The organism is Mycobacterium sp. MYCO198283 (assembly GCF_021213805.1).
Taxonomy (GTDB): Bacteria; Actinomycetota; Actinomycetes; order Mycobacteriales; family Mycobacteriaceae; genus Mycobacterium.
The window spans coordinates 77,580-96,344 of sequence record NZ_JAJQJI010000007.1; the positions used below are offsets into that span (position 1 = coordinate 77,580).

15 protein-coding genes are annotated in these 18,765 nt (G+C 71.1%); 1 reads left to right on the forward strand and 14 read right to left on the reverse strand.

The window, feature by feature from the left end; translation table 11 throughout:
* Positions 1-10 precede the first annotated feature (10 nt).
* The 10 genes from LV457_RS14520 to LV457_RS14565 form a co-directional block, all read right to left on the reverse strand.
* Positions 11-1,513, reverse strand: a complete 1,503-nt coding sequence (locus LV457_RS14520; protein WP_232171912.1) for a glutamate synthase subunit beta — start codon at positions 1,511-1,513, stop codon at positions 11-13.
* Positions 1,506-6,077: a glutamate synthase large subunit gene (gene gltB / locus LV457_RS14525; protein WP_232171913.1), complete on the reverse strand. Its 4,572-nt coding sequence runs from the start codon at positions 6,075-6,077 to the stop codon at positions 1,506-1,508. Before gltB ends, LV457_RS14520 begins: the two co-directional genes overlap by 8 nt.
* 150 nt (positions 6,078-6,227) lie before the next feature.
* A complete protein-coding gene (locus tag LV457_RS14530) occupies positions 6,228-6,668 on the reverse strand; it encodes a DUF2752 domain-containing protein (RefSeq protein ID WP_374198856.1) in 441 nt (146 codons plus the stop codon).
* Positions 6,669-6,703: 35 nt separating this feature from the next.
* Positions 6,704-8,161: an HNH endonuclease signature motif containing protein gene (locus LV457_RS14535; RefSeq protein WP_232171914.1), complete on the reverse strand. Its 1,458-nt coding sequence runs from the start codon at positions 8,159-8,161 to the stop codon at positions 6,704-6,706.
* Between the two features lie 7 nt (positions 8,162-8,168).
* Entirely contained in the window at positions 8,169-10,448 is a 2,280-nt protein-coding gene (gene lgt, locus LV457_RS14540) for a prolipoprotein diacylglyceryl transferase (RefSeq protein WP_232171915.1), read from the reverse strand.
* Positions 10,445-11,245: a tryptophan synthase subunit alpha gene (trpA, locus tag LV457_RS14545; RefSeq protein ID WP_232171916.1), complete on the reverse strand. Its 801-nt coding sequence runs from the start codon at positions 11,243-11,245 to the stop codon at positions 10,445-10,447. Before trpA ends, lgt begins: the two co-directional genes overlap by 4 nt.
* Positions 11,238-12,509 (reverse strand): tryptophan synthase subunit beta, encoded by a 1,272-nt coding sequence (gene trpB, locus LV457_RS14550; RefSeq protein WP_232171917.1) that lies wholly within the window; start codon positions 12,507-12,509, stop codon positions 11,238-11,240. The genes trpA and trpB overlap by 8 nt, the downstream gene beginning before the upstream one ends.
* Positions 12,510-12,521: 12 nt before the next feature.
* Positions 12,522-13,340 (reverse strand): indole-3-glycerol phosphate synthase TrpC, encoded by an 819-nt coding sequence (gene trpC / locus LV457_RS14555; RefSeq protein ID WP_232171918.1) that lies wholly within the window; start codon positions 13,338-13,340, stop codon positions 12,522-12,524.
* Positions 13,341-13,422: 82 nt separating this feature from the next.
* The gene (locus LV457_RS14560; RefSeq protein WP_232171919.1) at positions 13,423-14,040 is read right to left on the reverse strand and encodes a TIGR02234 family membrane protein; all 618 of its coding nucleotides are present in this window, start codon (positions 14,038-14,040) and stop codon (positions 13,423-13,425) included.
* Positions 14,033-15,571 (reverse strand): anthranilate synthase component I, encoded by a 1,539-nt coding sequence (locus LV457_RS14565; protein WP_232171920.1) that lies wholly within the window; start codon positions 15,569-15,571, stop codon positions 14,033-14,035. Before LV457_RS14565 ends, LV457_RS14560 begins: the two co-directional genes overlap by 8 nt.
* Positions 15,572-15,601: 30 nt before the next feature.
* Between LV457_RS14565 and LV457_RS14570 the strand changes: the two genes are divergently transcribed.
* Complete coding sequence (locus LV457_RS14570) at positions 15,602-16,060, forward strand: peroxiredoxin (protein ID WP_232171921.1); 459 nt, start codon at positions 15,602-15,604, stop codon at positions 16,058-16,060.
* On the opposite strand, the gene hisI is transcribed toward LV457_RS14570, so the two are convergent.
* Genes hisI through priA form a run of 4 tightly spaced genes read right to left on the reverse strand, consistent with a single transcriptional unit; the run spans position 16,057 to position 18,759 of the window.
* Positions 16,057-16,410 carry a phosphoribosyl-AMP cyclohydrolase gene (gene hisI / locus LV457_RS14575; RefSeq protein ID WP_232171922.1) on the reverse strand — a complete coding sequence of 118 codons (354 nt, stop codon included), beginning with the start codon at positions 16,408-16,410 and terminating at the stop codon, positions 16,057-16,059. The genes LV457_RS14570 and hisI overlap by 4 nt on opposite strands.
* Positions 16,407-17,192 (reverse strand): imidazole glycerol phosphate synthase subunit HisF, encoded by a 786-nt coding sequence (gene hisF / locus LV457_RS14580; RefSeq protein WP_232171923.1) that lies wholly within the window; start codon positions 17,190-17,192, stop codon positions 16,407-16,409. Before hisF ends, hisI begins: the two co-directional genes overlap by 4 nt.
* Positions 17,189-18,010, reverse strand: a complete 822-nt coding sequence (locus tag LV457_RS14585) for an inositol monophosphatase (RefSeq protein ID WP_232171924.1) — start codon at positions 18,008-18,010, stop codon at positions 17,189-17,191. The genes hisF and LV457_RS14585 overlap by 4 nt, the downstream gene beginning before the upstream one ends.
* Positions 18,011-18,012: 2 nt before the next feature.
* A complete protein-coding gene (priA, locus tag LV457_RS14590) occupies positions 18,013-18,759 on the reverse strand; it encodes a bifunctional 1-(5-phosphoribosyl)-5-((5-phosphoribosylamino)methylideneamino)imidazole-4-carboxamide isomerase/phosphoribosylanthranilate isomerase PriA (RefSeq protein WP_308192202.1) in 747 nt (248 codons plus the stop codon).
* Positions 18,760-18,765 lie beyond the last annotated feature (6 nt).

Here is an 18,765-nt window from a genome sequence, read left to right on the forward strand (position 1 = left end):
TCGGGGCGCTTCACAGCACGGCGAGCGGCAGCGCGCTCGGCCGCACCGGTTCGGGCAGGTCCGATTCGCCCATCAGATAGGCGTCGACGGCGTGCGCCGCGCTGCGGCCCTCCGCGATCGCCCACACGATCAGCGACGCGCCCCGGTGGGCGTCACCGCAGACGAACACCCCGGGGGCGGCGGTCTGCCAGTCGGACCCGCAGCCGATGGCGCCGCGGCCGTTGAGCTCCAGCCCGAGGCCGTCGAGCAGCGCCATGTGCTCGACGCCCTCGAAGCCGATCGCGAGCAGCGCGAGGTCGCACGGCAGCTCCATCGGCTCGCCGACCGGGACGATCGTGCGCCGGCCGGCCTCGTCGCGGCTCACCCGCACCTCGGCGATCTCGATGGCGCGCAGGTTGCCGTCGGCGTCGCCGAGGTAGCGCTGCACGGCCACCTGGTAGTGGCGGCGGCCGCCTTCGTCGTGCGCCGGCGAGGTGCGCAGCACCAGCGGCCACGTGGGCCACGGCGACCGGTTCTCGTCCCGCTGCTCGGGCGGCGGCGGGTTGTAGTCGAGCTGGGTGACCGACGCGGCACCCTGGCGGTGCGCGGTGCCCAGGCAGTCCGCGCCGGTGTCGCCACCGCCGATGATGACCACGTGCTTGCCGGCCGCCGAGATCGGGCTCGGGCCGTCGCCCTCGCACTCCTTGTTCGCCGGCACCAGGTAGTCCATCGCCAGGTGCACGCCGTTGCGCTCACGCCCCGGCGCGTCGTTGTCACGGCCGCGCAGCGCACCGACCGCCAGCACCACGGCGTCGTGGTGCTCACGCAGCCGCTCGACCGACAGGTCCACACCGACCTCGCACTCGGTGATGAACCGGGTGCCCTCGGCGCGCAGCTGCGCCAACCGCTGATTCAGGGTCGCCTTCTCCAGCTTGTACTCGGGGATGCCGTACCGCAGCAACCCGCCCAGCCGGTCGTCGCGCTCGTAGACGGTGACGCTGTGGCCGGCCCGGGTGAGCTGCTGGGCCGCAGCCAGCCCCGCCGGACCCGAGCCGACGACGGCCACACTCTTGCCGGTGCCGATCGCCGCGGGCTGCGGTTCGACGATGCCGAGGGTCCACGCTTGGTCGGCGATGGTGTTCTCGATGCGCTTGATGGTGACGCTGCCGCCGGTGCGCTCCTCGGAGATCGACAACACGCAGGCCGCCTCGCACGGCGCCGGACAGAGCCGGCCGGTGAACTCGGGGAAGTTGTTGGTTGCGTGCAACCGCTCGCTGGCGGCGTCCCAGCGGCCGCGCCGAACCAGGTCGTTCCACTCCGGGATCAGGTTGCCGAGCGGGCAGCCCGCGGTGCCGCTGTGACAGAACGGGATGCCGCAGTCCATGCAGCGGCGGGCCTGCTCGGAGACCTCCTTGGCCCGTTGCGGCGGCGGAACCTGCTCGTAGACCTCGCGCCAGTCGCCGACGCGCTCGTCGACGGGCCGCTTGGCCGCCTCGACCTTCGGTACCTTCAGAAAACCGGTGGGGTCAGCCACGACTCGCCTCCATGATCGCCGCGTCGACGTCACGGCCCTCCGCCTTGGCCATCCGGGTGGCCTCCAGCACGCGCTGGTAGTCGGTGGGCATGATCTTGATGAATTGGGCACTGCGCCGCGGCCAGTCGGACAGCACCGACTCGGCGACCGTGCTGCCGGTGTAACGCAGGTGGCGGGTCACCACATCCCGCAGGAAGCACAGGTCCTCGTCCTCGAGGTCCTGCAGCTCCACCATCGCCGGGTTGACGTCGGCCGGGTCGAGGCGCAACACGTAGGCGATGCCGCCGGACATGCCGGCCGCGAAGTTGCGCCCGGTGTTGCCGAGGACGACGACCCGGCCGCCGGTCATGTACTCGCAGGCGTGGTCGCCGACGCCCTCCGCGACGGCGAGCGCGCCGGAGTTGCGGGCGCAGAACCGCTCGCCGACCCGCCCGCGCAGGAAAACCTCGCCGGACGTGGCGCCGTAGAGCAGCGTGTTGCCGGCGATGACGTGGTCCTCGGGCAGGAACAGCACGTCGTCGGAGGGCCGCACGATGATCCGGCCTCCCGACAGGCCCTTGCCGACGTAGTCGTTGGCGTCGCCGGTGAGGTCGAGCGTGACGCCCGCCGGCAGGAACGCACCCAGGGACTGGCCGGCCGATCCGGTCAGCGCGACGGAGATGGCGTCGTCGGGCAGGCCGGCCGCGCCGTAGCGGCGGGTGACCTCGTGACCGAGCAGGGTGCCGACGGTGCGGTTGACGTTGCGCACCGGCAGTTCCAGCCGCACCGGGTGCGCGTCCTCCAGTGCGCCTTCGGCCAGCGCGATGATGGTCTGGTCGAGCGCGCGGTCCAGCGCGTGATCCTGCTCGCGGAGCCGGCGGCGCTGCGTCAGCTGCTCGCCGTGGGCGTTGGTCGGCATCGCGAACAGCGGGCGCAGGTCGAGTCCCTGGCTCTTCCAGTGCGCGACGCCGGCCGCGGTGTCGAGCAGGTCGGCCCGGCCGACGGCCTCGTCGAGGCTGCGGAACCCCAGCTCCGCCAGATAGCGTCGCACGTCCTCGGCGATGAACCGGAAGAAGTTCTCGAGGAACTCCGGCTTGCCGTTGAAGCGCGCCCGCAGCTCGGGGTTCTGCGTGGCCACCCCGACCGGGCAGGTGTCGAGATGGCAGACCCGCATCATGATGCAGCCGGCGACGATAAGCGGCGCGGTCGAGAAGCCGAACTCCTCGGCGCCCAGCAGCGCCGCGACGATCACGTCGCGGGCGGTGCGCATGCCGCCGTCGGCCTGCACGGTGATGCGGTCGCGCAACCCGTTGAGCACCAGCGTCTGCTGTGCGTCAGCCAGCCCGATCTCCCACGGCGTGCCGGCGTGCTTGAGCGACGTCAGCGGCGCCGCGCCCGTTCCGCCGTCCCAGCCGGAGATCAGCACCACGTCGGCGTGCGCCTTCGACACACCCGTCGCGACCGTGCCGACACCCACCGAGCTCACGAGCTTGACGTGGACGCGGGCCTGCGGGTTGGCGTTCTTGAGGTCGTGGATCAGCTGCGCCAGGTCCTCGATCGAATAGATGTCGTGGTGCGGCGGCGGCGAGATCAGCCCGACACCCGGCGTCGAATGCCGCGTCTTGGCGATGTTCGGATACACCTTGTAACCCGGAAGTTGGCCGCCCTCACCGGGTTTGGCGCCCTGAGCCATCTTGATCTGGATGTCGGTGGCGTTGACGAGGTAGTCGCTGGTGACGCCGAACCGCCCGGAGGCAACCTGCTTGACGGCGCTGCGGCGGCGCGGATCGTGGAGCCGGTCGGCCTCCTCGCCGCCCTCGCCGGAGTTCGACCGGCCGCCGAGGTTGTTCATGGCGACGGCCATGGTCTCGTGCGCTTCGGCGGAGATCGAACCGTAGCTCATCGCGCCGGTGTTGAAGCGGGTGACGATCGCGTCCGCCGACTCGACCTCGTCGAGCGGCACCGGGGGGCGCTCGCCCGTCTTCAGCTCGAACAGCCCGCGCAGCGTGCCGCCCTCCCGCGACAGCCGGTCGACCTCGTCGGTGTAGCGCTGGAAGACCTCGTACCGGCCGGTGCGGGTCGAATGCTGCAGCAGGAACACCGTTTCCGGGGTGAACAGGTGTAGCTCGCCTTCGCGGCGGAAGGCGTACTCGCCGCCGACCTCCAGCCGCCGGTGCACCCGTTCGGTGGGGTTCTCCGGGTACGCCCGGCGGTGCCGCTGCTTGACCTCCTCGGCGAGGACGTCGAGGCCCACGCCGCCGAGCCGGTTCGGGGTGCCGGTGAAGTAGTCCTCGATGATCGCGCGTTCGAGGCCCACCGCCTCGAACGCCTGCGCGCCGGTGTAGGACGCGACGGTGGAGATGCCCATCTTGCTCATCACCTTCATGACGCCCTTGCCGAGCGCCTTGAGGTAATTGCGAACGGCCGCACCGGCTTCGATACCGGTGAGCTCGCCCTCGCGGATCAGGTCCTCGATGGATTCGAACGCCAGGTAGGGATTGACCGCCGCGGCGCCGAACCCGATCAGCAGCGCGATGTGGTGCACCTCGCGCGCGTCGCCGCTCTCGACCACGAGCGCCACCAGCGTGCGTTCCTTCGTCCGCACCAGGTGGTGATGCACCGCGGACACCGCGAGCAGCGACGGTATGGGCGCCCGGGTGTGGTCGGAGTCGCGGTCCGAGATCACCAGCGTCCGAGCGCCGTTCGCGATGGCCTCGGAAGCGCGGTGCCGCAGCTCGTCGAGCGCGTCTGCCAGACCCTCGCCGCCGCGCTCGACCTCGTAGAGCCCGCGGAGCACGGCCGTGCGCAGTCCGGGATGCTCGCCGTCGTCGTTGATGTGGACGATCTTGTTCAGCTCGTCGTTGTCGAGCACCGGCCAGCGCAGCAGGATCTGCCGACACGACGCCGGCGTCGGCTCGAGCAGGTTCTGCTCCGGGCCCATGACGCGGGCCATCGAGGTGACGATCTCTTCGCGGATGGCGTCGAGCGGCGGATTCGTCACCTGCGCGAACATCTGCATGAAGTAGTCGTAGAGCAGCCGCGAGCGACTCGACAGCACGGCCGCGGGGGTGTCGGTGCCCATCGAGCCCAACGGCTCCCCGCCCGACGCTGCCATCGGCGTCAACAGGATCCGCAGATCCTCCTCGCTGTACCCGAACGCGATCTGCCGGCGCACCACCGAGTCATGGTTGGGCAGCACGCGCCCGCGGCTCGGCAGGGTCTGCAGGTCCAGCAGCCCGGCGTGCAACCATTCGCCGTAGGCGTGTTCGTCGGCGAGCTGGGACTTGATCTCGTGGTCGCTGACGATGCGCCCCTCGGCGGTGTCGATCAGGAACATCTTCCCCGGCTCCAGCCGGCCCTTCGCGACGACGTCAGCCGGCGCGATGGGCAGCACACCGCTTTCGCTGGCGAGCACCACGCGGTCGTCAACGGTGCGCCACCACCGCCCCGGCCGCAGCCCGTTGCGGTCGAGTACCGCGCCGACCACCGTGCCGTCGGTGAACGCCACACACGCCGGGCCGTCCCACGGCTCCATGATCGAGGCGTTGTACCTGCAGAAGTCCCGCCGCGCCGGATCCATCGAGGTGTTGTTCTCCCACGCCTCGGGGATCATCATCATCACCGCGTGCGGCAGGCTGCGGCCGCCCATGTGCAGCAGCTCGAGCACCTGGTCGAACGACGCCGAGTCGGACGCGTCCGGCGTACAGATTGGCGAGAGCCGGCTCAGGTCGCCGCCGATCAGCGGGCTGGCCAGCATCGCCTCGCGGGCGTGCATGCGGTTCCGGTTGCCGCGCACCGTGTTGATCTCGCCGTTGTGGGCGACGAACCGGAACGGATGCGCCAGCGGCCAGGACGGAAAGGTGTTCGTCGAGAACCGGCTGTGGACGATCGCGATGGCGCTGGTGCACCGCTCGTCGCGCAGATCGGCGAAAAACCTCGGTAGCTGCTGAGTGGTCAGCATGCCCTTGTAGGTCATGGTGCGGCTGCTCAAGCCGGTGAAGTAGACGCCGGTGCCCGCCTCTTCCACGTCGGCCGTGACGTGCCCGGCGCGTTTGCGCAGCGGGTAGACCCGCCGGTCGAGGTCGACGCCGGTCAACCCGTCGTACGACGTGACGAAGAACTGCGCCATGTGCGGCATGCACCCCAGCGCCGTCTCGCCGAGGTCGGCACCATCGGGATCGACGGGCACGGTGCGCCAGCCCAGCGGGAGCAGCTCTTCGTCCTTGGCGATGTCCTCGACGCGCCGCATCGCCGCGCGGCGCGCCACCGGGTCTTGCGGCAGGAAGCACAGGCCCGCCGCAAAGGCGTGGCGGCCGTCGTCGGTGGAGTCGGGCAGGTCGAAGTCGACGACGTCGCGCAGCAGGCCGACGGGGAGCTGCAGCAGGATGCCGGCGCCGTCGCCGCTGTTGGTCTCTGCGCCCGCGGCACCGCGGTGGTCGAGGTTCTCCAGCGCCGTCAGCCCGTCGGCGACGATGCCGTGCGAGCGGCGTCCCTTGATGTCGACCACCATGGCGACCCCGCAGGAGTCGGTTTCCTGCGCAGGGTCGTAGAACCCCTGAGCTTCCGGGGTTGCTGAGAACAGCACGTCGGTACCTCCGCAGCCGGACTGCGGCCGGGGATGCTTCGTCGATGCACGGCCGCAGTCTGAGGGAATGAACATCGGGACTGCAGCGGCCCGTGAGCGACGCGTGAACGAGAGTGCGCGCGACGCTCTCAGTGTATCAACGGGCGGTCGTCACCCGCCGCCGTAGACGACGGGGACCAGGGGGAAACCGGGGAGGTTGCGGACGACGGTCCACGCAGCCATTGCCCCGATCGCGACCACGACGACCGGGATCACCCGGACGGTGGCGCGAGTCCGGCGTCGCCACACCAGCCAGGCCACCAGCGCCGGCGCCGCCATCAGGACGAAGGCGTTGTCCAGCACCGCCAGGTGGATGTGCCCGTGGAGCAGGTCGTGGGTCATGCGCAGTCCGCCGCAGCCGGGGCAGTCCCAGCCCGTCAAGATCTTGAACGGGCACGGCGGATATGCGGACCCGATCCGATGCGGGTCATTCGACCCGATGTAGGTCAGCGCGGCACCGAGCAGCGCGGCACCGAGACCGCTTGACGCGAACAGCGGCCAGCGGCGATTCGGCGCGCGATGCATCCGAGCCGCGGGGGCCTGTTCCTTCATGTGTCGAGCATGCCAGCAGGCTGGCTCGTCCCGTCTTAGAAGGGCGGCGGGTTTGCGGCGATCCGTGCTTCGTTCGCGTTGCGCTCACACCTGATTCGGTATGCGCGGTCCTGCGCTCGGGTGCGCCGTCGCAGCGGCATCGTTGCCCGCGTCTTGGTAACGGACCGGTCGGTCTGAACCTGCGGCGCACCGTCCGTGGGTGCGGCGAGTTGCGGGAAGAACTCCGCCCCGCCCGGCTCGGTGACGTAGGTCTTTCCTGCCGGCGACGTCCACACCACCGTGCCGTCAGCCAGTTGTCGGTCGAGCCAGCCGTTCGGACCTGCGAAGAACGTCTTCAGCAGATGGTGCGTGCGGCAGAGCAGCTTGAGGTTGGCAGCATGTGTCGGGCCGAGCGGATGCGGGACGGTGTGGTCGATGTCCGCAAATTCCGCGGGCACAGCGCATCCGGGGAACCGGCAGGTAAGGTCGCGGCACCGGACGAAGTTCGCCAGCGCCGCCGACGGCCGGTAGTTCGGCTCGGGCGATGCGTCGCGCGGTATCTCCACCGTGCGCTGCTTGGCCGTCTTCTGCAGCTCGGCTACGACGTCCGGGGCGATCGGGCCATAACCGGGCACCAGAGCGAAGTTCCCGTCGCCGCCCGAGGTGGCGCCGTTGTCCGTCACCACGTTGACGACGACGTTGTAAGGCGATGCGCCCTTGTTCGCCGCGGCGCAGTGCTCGGCCCCGCAGGTACAGGCGATGGACGTTTGTCCCGCCACCAGGGCAGCGACCGAATCGGCCCGCCGTTGCACCGCAGTGCGCGGATCGTTGCGGCAGACGGTTCGGGCGAGCTCGCTCAGGCGCCGATCGAGCGCCGCGGCGTCGAGCGGCCGCAGCTTGCCCCACAACTCGACCATGCCATTGAAGGCGCTGCCGATCGTCACATGCCGGTCGCGGTCAGCGGCCTTCACGACGCGCTGCGCCGCCGGATCGTGCTGGATGACGATCCAATCGACGCGCTCGTCGATCTTCTCGCGCGGCATCTTGTTCCACTTCGGGGCTCGTCTGGCCAGCTCCTCGTCGATCGCGGCGCGGATCTGGTCGTCGAGCACGAGACCCGTCCGCAGGTGCACCGAGGCGATGACCGCGAGATCGACGAGTCCGGCCGCACAGACCGCGCCGAACCGCGGGAGTTCGCGGACCAGCGTCATGCCGTAGCGCATGTACACCGACGCCCGCTTACCCGGAATGTTCAGCGCAGCACCGACTTCCGCTGCCGTGCGCTCCCAATCGTCGATGACCCAGTTCGCCCGGTCGGCGTCATCGAAGCCGGCGGTGCGCCGCTCGCATACTTGGCCCGCCGCGATGAGCTTCGACGCCATGGCCGCACGCTCATACCGGATGGCCTGCGACATTGCGTCGATGAGCTCGGGCTCCGCCCACTCGTTCAGCTCCGCGAGCGACGGAAGCGATATCTCGAACATGTGTTCGATTGTACCCTCTTCGGCCGACATTCCGGCGTCAAGAACGGTTGCGCCAGCGCCTCAATCGGCCGCGAATGCCCGCAAGTGCCGAACCTGATTTCGCCGACACGATGCCCGCTTTCGACTCGTCGCCGGTTGCCGTCGGGGCCACCTCGCCCGGAGACTCTGTGGCGTCGGCGGCGACGCTGTCTGTCGGGGCGGGCTGGGCGACATCGCCCGCTGTGGACGAAACTTCGGCTGCCTCGGGCGCTGCGGTGCCGTCGCGGGTGCCCGCCTCGGCTGTCGCATCGTTGGCCTCCGCCGCCTCGCTGGCCTGCAGAGCCTCGGCCAGATCGTCAGCACCGGCATCCGCAACTACCGGCGACTCGACGGCCTCTTCGGACTGCACGCCCTCGGCCGACGGCTCGGGCTCGGTCTCGACCTCGGCCTTGGCCTCGGCTGTCGCATCGTTGGCCACCGCCGCGTCGCTGGCCTGCAGAGCCTCGGCCACATCGTCAGCACCGGCATCCGCAACTACCGGCGACTCGACGACCCCTTCGGACTGCACGCCCTCGGCTGACGGCTCGGGCTTGGCCTCGACCTCGGCTGTCGCATCGTCGGCCACCGCCGCGTCGCTGGCCTCCAGAGCCTCGGCCACATCGTCAGCACCGGCATCCGCAACTACCGGCGACTCGACGACCTGTTCGGACTGCACGCCCTCGGCCGACGGCTCGGTCTCGACCTCGGCCTCGGGTGTCGCATCGTCGACCTCCGCCGCGTCACTGGTCTCCACATCCTCGGTCTCCACATCCTCGATCTCGGCGGCCGCCACAGCCGAGGCCTCGACATCGGCCGTCTGATCCGCAGGTTCCGCCGGCTCGTCCGCGCCCGGAGGCACCACCACCTCATCCGGCGCCGGCTCAGCGATCACCGCCGCGATATCACCCGGCTCACCGGCATCAAGCGCCTCCGCCAACTCCTGCGCCTCGACCGCCACCTCCGACGACAGCGCAGCAGGCTCCTCCGCAACCCCGTCCTCGACCGCGGCCCCATCCGCGGCGAATTCTTCGTCCCGCGCGGCCTCCGCCGGCTCGTCCGCGCCCGCCGGCACCACCACCTCATCGGCCGCCGGCTCAGCGATCACCGCCGCGATATCACCCGGCTCACCGGCATCAAGCGCCTCCGCCAACTCCTGCGCCTCGACCGCCACCTCCGACGACAGCGCAGCAGGCTCCTCCGCAACCCCGTCCTCGACGGCTTCGTCCCGCACGGCCTCCGCCGGCTCGTCCATGCCCGCAGTTACCGCAGCCTCCGGCTCAGCGACGTCGACTCCGCCGTCCGCTGGTTGCGCCTGCGCGTCGGCTGCGCCGTCCGCTTCGGCGTCGGCAGCGCCGGCGGCTTCGTCCTTCGCCGCCACGGTGGCGGCCGCGACGACACCGGTGCCCGCAGCGACAGCGGTGACGTCCTTGGCGAGGTGCTCGAGCGTCGAGTCGGCGTCGCCAGCGCCACCGAGGGTCTTCGGGTCTTCGCGGCCCTTCGTCGCCAGCATGATGTAGACGACGGCGCCGATGAACACGAAGGTGGAGGTGAAGGAGTTGATCCGGATGCCGGCAATGGTGGTCGCGGCGTCGTCGCGCAGGAGCTCGATGCCGAAGCGGCCGACGCAGTAGGCGGCGACGTACAGCGCGAAGAGCCGGCCGTGGCCCAGGGTGAATCGCTTGTCGGCCCACAGCAGCAGCCCGAACACCACCAGGTTCCACAGCAATTCGTAGAGGAACGTGGGATGCACGACGCCGACGAGCGCGCCCGTCGAGGTGCCGTTCAGATCGTCGGGCACCCGCTGGTAGATCTCCAGACCCCAGGGCAACGTGGTGTCGCGGCCGTAGAGCTCCTGGTTGAAGTAGTTACCCAGCCGGCCGATGGCCTGGGCCAGGACGATGCCCGGCGCGACGGCGTCACCGAACGCCGGCAGCGGGATTCCGCGGGATCGGCACGCGATCCAGGCACCGACCCCACCGAGTGCCACGGCTCCCCAGATGCCGAGCCCGCCGTCCCAGATGCGCAGCGCCGCAACGAAACCGAGCCCGTCGTCGCCGAAGTATTTCGGCCAGTCGGTGATGACGTGATAGAGCCGGCCGCCGACGAGCCCGAAAGGCACCGCGAGCAGGGCGATGTCGTAGATGACGCCGCGCTCGCCACCGCGGGCGGCCCACCGCCGGTCGCCGATGACCAGGGCGGCGATGATGCCGACGATGATGCAGAGCGCATACGCCCGCAGCGGGAAGGGCCCGAGGTGCCAGACGCCCTGCGGCGGGCTGGGAAACGACGCCAGGATCATCGCGCGGACACCTTCTGGCGCACCCCCGCGGCGAGCTCCTCGGTCAACGAACGCACCGCCGAAAGCCCCTCACCGAGCGCCGATACCAGCGCCGACCCGACGATGACGCCGTCCGCGAAACTTGCGATCTCGGCGGCCTGCTCCCGGGACCGCACGCCCAATCCGACGCCGACCGGGATGTCGGAGATCTCCCTCACCCGGCCCACCAACGCCGGTGCCGCGCTGGAAACGGCGTCACGCGCCCCGGTGACGCCCATCGTGGAGGCGGCATAGACGAACCCACGTGACGCTTCGACGGTTGCCGCCAGGCGCTGCGGCGTCGACGACGGCGCGACGAGGAAGATGCGGTCGAGCCGGCGCTCGTCGGAGACGGAGATCCATTCCCCGGCTTCCTCGGGGATGAGGTCCGGGGTGATGAGGCCCAGCCCGCCGGCCGACGCCAGGTCGCGCGCGAAGGCGTCGATGCCGTAGCGCAGCACCAGGTTCCAGTAGGTCATCACCACGGCGCGGCCACCGGCGTCGGTGATGGCGGAGACGGCGGCGAACGTGTCGCGCACCCGTACACCGCCACGTAGGGCGGCATCCGTCGCGGCGGCGATCACCGGGCCGTCCATGCCGGGGTCGGAGTAGGGAATGCCGACTTCGACCAGATCACAACCCGATTCGACGAGCGCCACCATCGCTTCGAGGGAGCCCGGCACGTCGGGATAGCCGGTGGGGAGATATCCGATCAGCGCGGAGCGGTCGTCGCGGCGGCAGGTGTCGAACAGCTCCCCGAGCCGGGACCCGTCAGCCACGTTCGGCGACCTCGTCGTCGAGCAGCCCGAACCACGCCGCGGCCGTCGCGACGTCCTTGTCGCCGCGGCCGGAGAGGTTGACCAGCACGACGGCGCCGGAACCCAGCTCGGTGCCCAACTTCAGGGCGCCGGCGACAGCGTGCGCGGACTCGATCGCCGGGATGATGCCCTCGGTGCGGCAGAGCAGCCGGAAGGCGTCCATCGCCTCGGTGTCGGTGATGGGCCGATACTCCGCGCGCCCGAGGTCCTTGAGCAATGCGTGCTCGGGCCCGACGCCCGGATAGTCGAGACCTGCTGAGATGGAGTGTGATTCGACGGTCTGCCCGTCCTCGTCCTGCAGCAGGTAGGAGAACGAGCCTTGGAACGCACCGGGTGAGCCGCCGGTGAACGTGGCGGCGTGCCTTCCGGTTTCGACGCCGTCGCCGGCCGCTTCGAAGCCGACGAGCCGGACGCTGGGATCGTCGATGAACGCGTGGAAGATGCCGATGGCGTTGGAGCCGCCGCCGACGCAGGCGGTGACCGCGTCGGGCAGGCGCCCGGCCTGCTCGCGGATCTGCACGCGGGCCTCCATGCCGATCACACGCTGAAAGTCGCGCACCATCAACGGAAACGGGTGCGGCCCGGCGGCGGTGCCGAAGCAGTAGTAGGTGTCGTCGGCGTTGGTCACCCAGTCGCGGAACGCCTCGTTGATCGCGTCCTTCAGCGTCTGCGAGCCCGATGTCACCGACACCACCTCGGCACCCAAGAGCCGCATCCGCGCAACGTTGAGGGCTTGCCGCGCCGTGTCGACCGCGCCCATGTAGATGACGCACTGCAAGCCGAGCAGCGCGCACGCGGTGGCGGTGGCGACGCCGTGCTGACCGGCACCGGTTTCGGCGATGACGCGCGTCTTCCCCATCTGGCGGGCCAGCAGCGCCTGCCCGAGCACGTTGTTGATCTTGTGGGATCCGGTGTGGTTCAGGTCTTCCCGCTTGAGGAAGAGCCGCGCTCCCCCGGCGTGCTCGCTCAGTCGCGCCGCCTCGTACAGCGGTGACGGCCGCCCGCTGTAGTGCTGCTGCAGCCGATCGAGCGTGTCGAGGAACTCCTGATCGGCGCGCACCTTTTCGTAGGCGGAGGTGACCTCCTCGATCACCGCCATCAGCGCTTCGGGGACCAGCCGGCCGCCGTAGGCGCCGAAGTGGCCGCGGGAATCCGGGTCGTGCGGGGTCGGTTCGGCGACGGCCGCGCTGGATCGCGGCAGCTCCACCCCGGTGAGATCAGCCATCGGCGGACGCGCTCAGCGCGCGGTCTTCGGGCAGGACGGATGCCGGCCCGCCGTCACCAGATCCGCCACCGCGCTGCGCGGATCGCCGCTCGTCACCAGCCCCTCGCCGACCAGCACCGCATCCGCTCCCGCACCGGCGTAGGCCAGCAGGTCAGCGGTGCCGCGCACGCCGGACTCGGCGATCCGTAGCACACCGGTGGGCAGGCCGGGCGCGATGCGGGAGAAGCAATCGCGGTCCACCTCAAGCGTTTTGAGGTCGCGGGCGTTGACACCGATGACCTTGGCGCCCGCGGCCAGCGCGCGGTCGGCCTCGTCCTCGGTGTGCACTTCGACCAGCGCCGTCATGCCGAGCGACTCGGTGCGGTCGAGCATCGACACCAGCGCGGGCTGTGACAGCGCCGCCACGATCAACAGCACCATGTCGGCGCCGTGCGCGCGGGCCTCGTGGATCTGGTACGGCCCGACGATGAAGTCCTTGCGCAGCACGGGGATCGACACCGCGGCGCGCACCGCGTCGAGGTCGGCGAGCGAGCCGTGGAAGCGGCGCTCCTCGGTGAGCACGCTGATGATGCGGGCGCCGCCGCGCTCGTAGGCGCGCGCAAGGTCGGCCGGATCGGCGATGTCGGCGAGTGCACCGCGTGACGGGCTGGCCCGCTTCACCTCGGCGATGACACCGATCCCCGGCTCGCGCAGCGCGGCCAAGACGTCCAGCGGCGCCGGCGCCCGGCGGGCGGCGGCCTTGACGTCCTCGAAGCTGACGACGGCCTCCCGGGCGGCGACGTCGGCGCGAACTCCTTCGATGATGGAGTCGAGCACCGTCGCCGAAGTCATGGCAGTCATATCCTTCCCCGAGCCCCCCCGCCGTCCGCCGTGGGACCTCTTCAGAGAGTAGTCGCCGTGCGCCCACCAACGATCACCGCCCCTCGGTCTCGGTGGGCTTCGTCGGATCGCGCCCGTCGTCCAGCGCGTCCCACATGTCGCGCTCCGAAACGTCGTCCGCGGCGGCATCGGTCGGCGCGTCGACGACGGCTGCTCGACGCCCCGCGACCGGCTCGTACTTCGCCGCATCGGCGGCATTCGCCCCGCGCATCAGCAACGTCGCGGCCAGCAGCGCCGCCACCGCGCTCCCGACCGCGATCACCGCACCGGTGTACTGCCGGTCCGCGCCGGTCAGCGACCACACCGGCAGCTCGACCAGCTCGGCGGCCCGCACCGACACGTCGGCGACCACCCACAGGCTGATGCCCAGGTAGGCGATCGCTGCGCTGGCCGCGGCCACCAGCACCGCGAGCAGCCGCAGCGGCCAGCGCCGCACGGCGAGTGCGGCGAGCGCCGCCGCGATCAGCAAGATGGCCAGCGGCAGCAGCGCCGTCGACCACGTGGACCCGTTCAGCGTGACGTCCCGCGGCTGCCCGAGCCCGTCGGCCGACCGCAGCCGCACCCACGCCAGCCGGGACGCGGCCCACACGCCGAGCGCCGCGACGACCAGCAGCAGCTGGGCGACGCGGATCGAGCGCGAGCGGTCAGTCATGGCCCAGCGGCGATCTCAGCGTCTCGGCGGCCGCGATGGCGCCCAGAACCGCCCGCGCCTTGTTCGCCGCCTCGGTGTACTCGTAGGGGCCGTTCGAGTCGGCGACCACCCCGCCGCCGGCCTGCACGTAGGCGGTGCCGTCGCGCAACAGCGCCGTGCGGATGGCGATCGCGAAGTCGGCGTTGCCGGCGAAGTCGAGGTAGCCGACGACGCCGCCGTAGAGGCCGCGGCGGGTCTTCTCGACCTCCTCGATCAGCTGCATCGCCCGCACCTTCGGCGCGCCGGACAGCGTGCCGGCCGGGAAACAGGCGGTGACCGCGTCGAGCGCCGTCCTGCCCGGCGCCAGCTGCCCCGTCACCGTCGACACCAGGTGCATGACGTGGCTGTAGCGCTCGATGTGGCTGTAGTCGTCGACGCGCACCGTGCCGGGCACGCACACCCGGCCGAGGTCGTTGCGGCCGAGGTCGACGAGCATCAGGTGCTCGGCGCGCTCCTTCTCGTCGGCCAGCAGCTCCTTTTCGAGCAGGATGTCCTCTTCCTCGGTATCGCCGCGCCAGCGGGTGCCGGCGATGGGATGGGTGGTGGCCCAGCCGTCGTGCACGGTGACCAGCGCTTCGGGGCTGGACCCGACGATGGAGAAGTCGGTCCGGCCCGCGGCGTCCGGCACGTGCATCAGGTACATGTAGGGGCTCGGGTTCGAAACCCGCAGCATGCGGTACACGTCGACGGGGTCGACGTCGGTGTCCATCTCGAAGCGCTGCGACGGCACCACCTGGAACGCCTCACCCGCCTCGATGTCGCCGACCAGCCGCTCGACGATCTCGGTGTACTCCTCGACTGTGCGTTGCCGGCGGTACAGCGGCGCCGGCCGGGAGAACACCGCCACGCTCGACGGCAGCGGCTGTTCCAGCGCCGCGGTCATCACGTCGAGCCGCCGGACCGCGTCGTCGTAGGCCCAGTCGACCCGCTCGTCGCTGCCGTTCCAGTTGACCGCGTTGGCGATCAGCGTGATGGTGCCCTCGTGGTGGTCGACCGCCGCGAGGTCGGTGGCCAGCAGGAGGAGCATGTCCGGCAGCCGCAGGTCGTCGACCGCGAGCTCTGGTAAGCGCTCCAGTCGGCGCACGAGGTCGTAGGCGAAGAAGCCGACCATGCCGCCCGACAGCGGCGGCAGACCGGACAGCGCCGCCGAGGACAGCAACTCCATGGTGGTGTGCAGCGCTTGCAGCGGATCACCGCCCGACGGCGCGCCTTGGGGCGTCACGCCGAGCCACACCGCCTCGCCGTCGCGCACCGACAGCGCCGACGGCGCGCCCGCGCCGATGAAGGACCACCGCGACCAGGACCGGCCGTTCTCGGCTGACTCGAGCAGGAACGTCCCCGGCCGGTTCGCCGCGAGCTTGCGGTACGCCGACAACGGTGTCTCACTGTCGGCGAGCACTTTGCGGGTGACGGGGACGACGCGGTGCTCGGCCGCGAGCGCCCGGAACTCGGCGCGCGTCGTGGTAACGGTCAGATCCGCGGTCGTCGGCACCCCGCCATTGTCCCGCGTAGCGTGAGCCCGATGAAAACCGGGGACATCGTCGAGGACTTCGAACTGCCCGACCAGCACGGCACCCCGCGCCGCCTCACCGGGCTGCTCGCCGACGGCCCGGTGGTGCTGTTCTTCTACCCGGCCGCCGGTACCTACGGCTGCACCCGCGAGGCGTGCCACTTCCGCGATCTCGCCGCGGAGTTCGCCGCCGTCGGCGCGTCCCGGGTGGGCATCAGCACCGACTCGGTCGACAAGCAGGCGCAGTTCGCCACCGCGCAGGAGTTCGACTATCCGGTGCTGTCCGACGAAGACGGTGCAATCGCCGACCGGTTCGGGGTGAAGCGCGGGCTGCTCGGCAAGCTGCTGCCGGTCAAGCGGGCGACCTTCGTCATCGACACCGACCGGCGCGTGCTCGGCGTGATCTCCAGCGAGGTCAACATGAACGCCCACGCCGACAAAGCGCTGGAACTGCTGCGGGGGCGCAGCTAGGACGACGGCGGCGCCAGCAGCTGGTCGGCGTCGAAGCAGCTGTGGTCGCCGGTGTGGCAGGCGCCACCGACCTGGTCGACCTCCAGCAGGACGGTGTCGCCGTCGCAGTCGAGCCGCACCGAGTGCACGTACTGGGTGTGACCGCTGGTGGCGCCCTTGATCCACTGCGCGCCGCGCGACCGCGAGAAGTAGGTGGCCTCGCGGGTCGCCAGCGTGCGGGCCAGCGCGTCGTCGTCCATCCACGCGACCATCAGCACGTCGCGGCTGCCGCGCTCCTGCACCACCGCCGCGACGAGCCCGTCGGCGTTGCGCTTGAGCCGCCCCGCGATCGCGGGGTCCAGACCCGTCATCTCCGCACCTCGATCCCCTCGGCCGCCATGGCCGCCTTGACGTCGCCGATCGTCAGTTCGCGGAAGTGGAAGACGCTCGCGGCGAGCACCGCGTCCGCACCGGCGGTGACCGCGGGCGCGAAGTGCTCGACGGCCCCCGCGCCGCCGCTGGCGATCACCGGCACGCCGACGGCGGCCCGCACCGCGCGCAGCATCGGCAGGTCGAAGCCGGCCTTCGTGCCGTCGCGGTCCATCGAGTTCAGCAAGATCTCCCCCACGCCGAGTTCGGCGCCGCGAGCCGCCCACTCGACCGCGTCGATGCCGGTGCCGCGGCGGCCGCCGTGGGTGGTGACCTCCCAGCCCGATCGCGTCGGCGGCTCCCCGTCCGGCCCGAGGGGCGCAGTGCGGGCGTCGACCGACAACACGATGCACTGCGAACCGAACCGCCGCGACATCTCGGCGAGCAGCTCCGGCCGCGCGATGGCCGCGGTGTTGACCGACACCTTGTCCGCGCCGGCGCGCAGCAGCGTGTCGACGTCCTCGACCGAGCGCACCCCGCCCCCGACCGTCAGCGGGATGAACACCTGCTCGGCGGTGCGCCGCACCACGTCGAGCATGGTGGCGCGCCCCGACGACGACGCGGTGACGTCGAGGAACGTCAACTCGTCGGCGCCCTCGGTGTCGTAGACGGCCGCCAGCTCGACGGGATCGCCGGCGTCGCGCAGGTTCTCGAAGTTGACGCCCTTGACGACGCGCCCGGCGTCGACGTCCAAGCACGGGATGACACGGACCGCGACGTTCATGTCTGGTAGCGGCCCGGGTCCCCGGCCGAGCGGACGATGTCGAGCAGCTCGTCGTGCACCTGCGGCGATGCCGCCAGCGCGGACTTCGACTGGGGGGTCCAGTGTTCGCCGGCCAGGTCGGTGACGATGCCGCCCGCCGCGCGCACCAGCGCCACACCGGCCGCGTGATCCCACACGTGGTGGCCGAAACTGATGGCGCCGCCGAGGATTCCGGCCGCCGCGTAGGCGAAGTCGACGCCGGTGGCGCCGTGCATGCGCATGCGGTTGCAGCGCCGGCTCAGGTTCTCCAAGAGCGCGACGCGCCAGCGGCCCGGGAACCGGCCACGCGAGTCGATGTTGAAGGTGCCGGTGCCGATGACGCACTCCGACAGCGGGCCGGTGCGCAGCGGCTGCTGCGCCACCCCGTTGGCGTACAACGGCCCCCCGACGACCGCGGTGTAGCGCTGTTCGGTGAACGGCAGCCAGGTCAGCCCGGCGACCGGCTCGCCGTCGCGCAGCAGGCCCAGCAGGATTCCGGCGGTCGGCAGCCCCGCCGCGTAGTTGAAGGTGCCGTCGATGGGGTCGAGCACCCACACCAGCGGCGAGTCGAGGTCGGCGCCGCCGTACTCCTCGCCGTGCACGTCGATCGCGGTGGCCTCGCGCAACGCCTCGACCACGGTGCGTTCGATGTGCAGATCGACCTCGGTGGCGAAGTCGTTGCCCTTCTTCTGCACCGCCGAGTCGGCGCGGTGGCCGGCGACGAACGGCTCGGCGGCGGCGTCGAGGATCCTGGCAGCCTCGCCGACCAGACCCTGCAGGTCCGTGTCCGAGAGCGCCATCGCTACGTCCGGACCGCGGCGAGCGCCTCGGGCAGCGTGAACCGCCCGGCGTACAACGCCTTCCCGACGATGGCGCCCTCGACGCCGGCGCCGGTCAGTGTCGCGATCGCCCGCAGGTCGTCGAGGCTCGACACCCCACCGGAGGCGATGATCGGGGCGTCGGTGCGATCGGCGACGGCGGTGAGCAGGTCGACGTTCGGGCCCGTCAGCGTGCCGTCCTTCGTCACGTCGGTGACGACGTAGCGGGAGCAGCCTTCGCGGTCGAGCCGGTCGAGCACCTCCCACAGGTCGCCGCCGTCGGTCTCCCAGCCGCGGCCCCGCAGCCGGTGGTCGTCGCCGGAGATCTGGACGTCGAGCCCGACGGCCACCCGCTCGCCGTGCTCGGCGATGGCGCGCGCGCACCACGTCGGGTGCTCCAGCGCGGCGGTGCCGAGGTTCACCCGCGCGCAGCCGGTCGCCAGCGCCGCCCGCAGCGATTCGTCGTCGCGGATGCCGCCCGACAGCTCCACCTGCACGTCGAGCGTGCCGACGACCTCGGCGAGCAGCTCGCGGTTGGAGCCGCGGCCGAAGGCGGCGTCGAGGTCGACGAGGTGGATCCATTCGGCGCCGTCACGCTGCCAGGTCAGCGCGGCGTCCAGCGCGGAGCCGTACTCGGTTTCGCTGCCGGCCCGGCCCTGCATGAGCCGCACGGCTCGGCCGTCGACCACGTCGACGGCGGGCAGGAGGATCAACGGCACGGTTTCGGGCACAGCTCA

What these genes read in the sequence shown, in the direction of transcription:
- LV457_RS14530 (WP_374198856.1), bottom strand. Translation starts at nt 6,668, where the DNA reads ATGAAGGAACAGGCCCCCGCGGCTCGGATGCATCGCGCGCCGAATCGC.
- LV457_RS14535 (WP_232171914.1), bottom strand. Translation starts at nt 8,161, where the DNA reads ATGTCGGCCGAAGAGGGTACAATCGAACACATGTTCGAGATATCGCTT.
- lgt (WP_232171915.1), bottom strand. Translation starts at nt 10,448, where the DNA reads ATGATCCTGGCGTCGTTTCCCAGCCCGCCGCAGGGCGTCTGGCACCTC.
- trpB (WP_232171917.1), bottom strand. Translation starts at nt 12,509, where the DNA reads ATGGCTGATCTCACCGGGGTGGAGCTGCCGCGATCCAGCGCGGCCGTC.
- trpC (WP_232171918.1), bottom strand. Translation starts at nt 13,340, where the DNA reads ATGACTTCGGCGACGGTGCTCGACTCCATCATCGAAGGAGTTCGCGCC.
- LV457_RS14560 (WP_232171919.1), bottom strand. Translation starts at nt 14,040, where the DNA reads ATGACTGACCGCTCGCGCTCGATCCGCGTCGCCCAGCTGCTGCTGGTC.
- LV457_RS14570 (WP_232171921.1), top strand. Translation starts at nt 15,602, where the DNA reads ATGAAAACCGGGGACATCGTCGAGGACTTCGAACTGCCCGACCAGCAC.
- hisI (WP_232171922.1), bottom strand. Translation starts at nt 16,410, where the DNA reads ATGACGGGTCTGGACCCCGCGATCGCGGGGCGGCTCAAGCGCAACGCC.
- hisF (WP_232171923.1), bottom strand. Translation starts at nt 17,192, where the DNA reads ATGAACGTCGCGGTCCGTGTCATCCCGTGCTTGGACGTCGACGCCGGG.
- LV457_RS14585 (WP_232171924.1), bottom strand. Translation starts at nt 18,010, where the DNA reads ATGGCGCTCTCGGACACGGACCTGCAGGGTCTGGTCGGCGAGGCTGCC.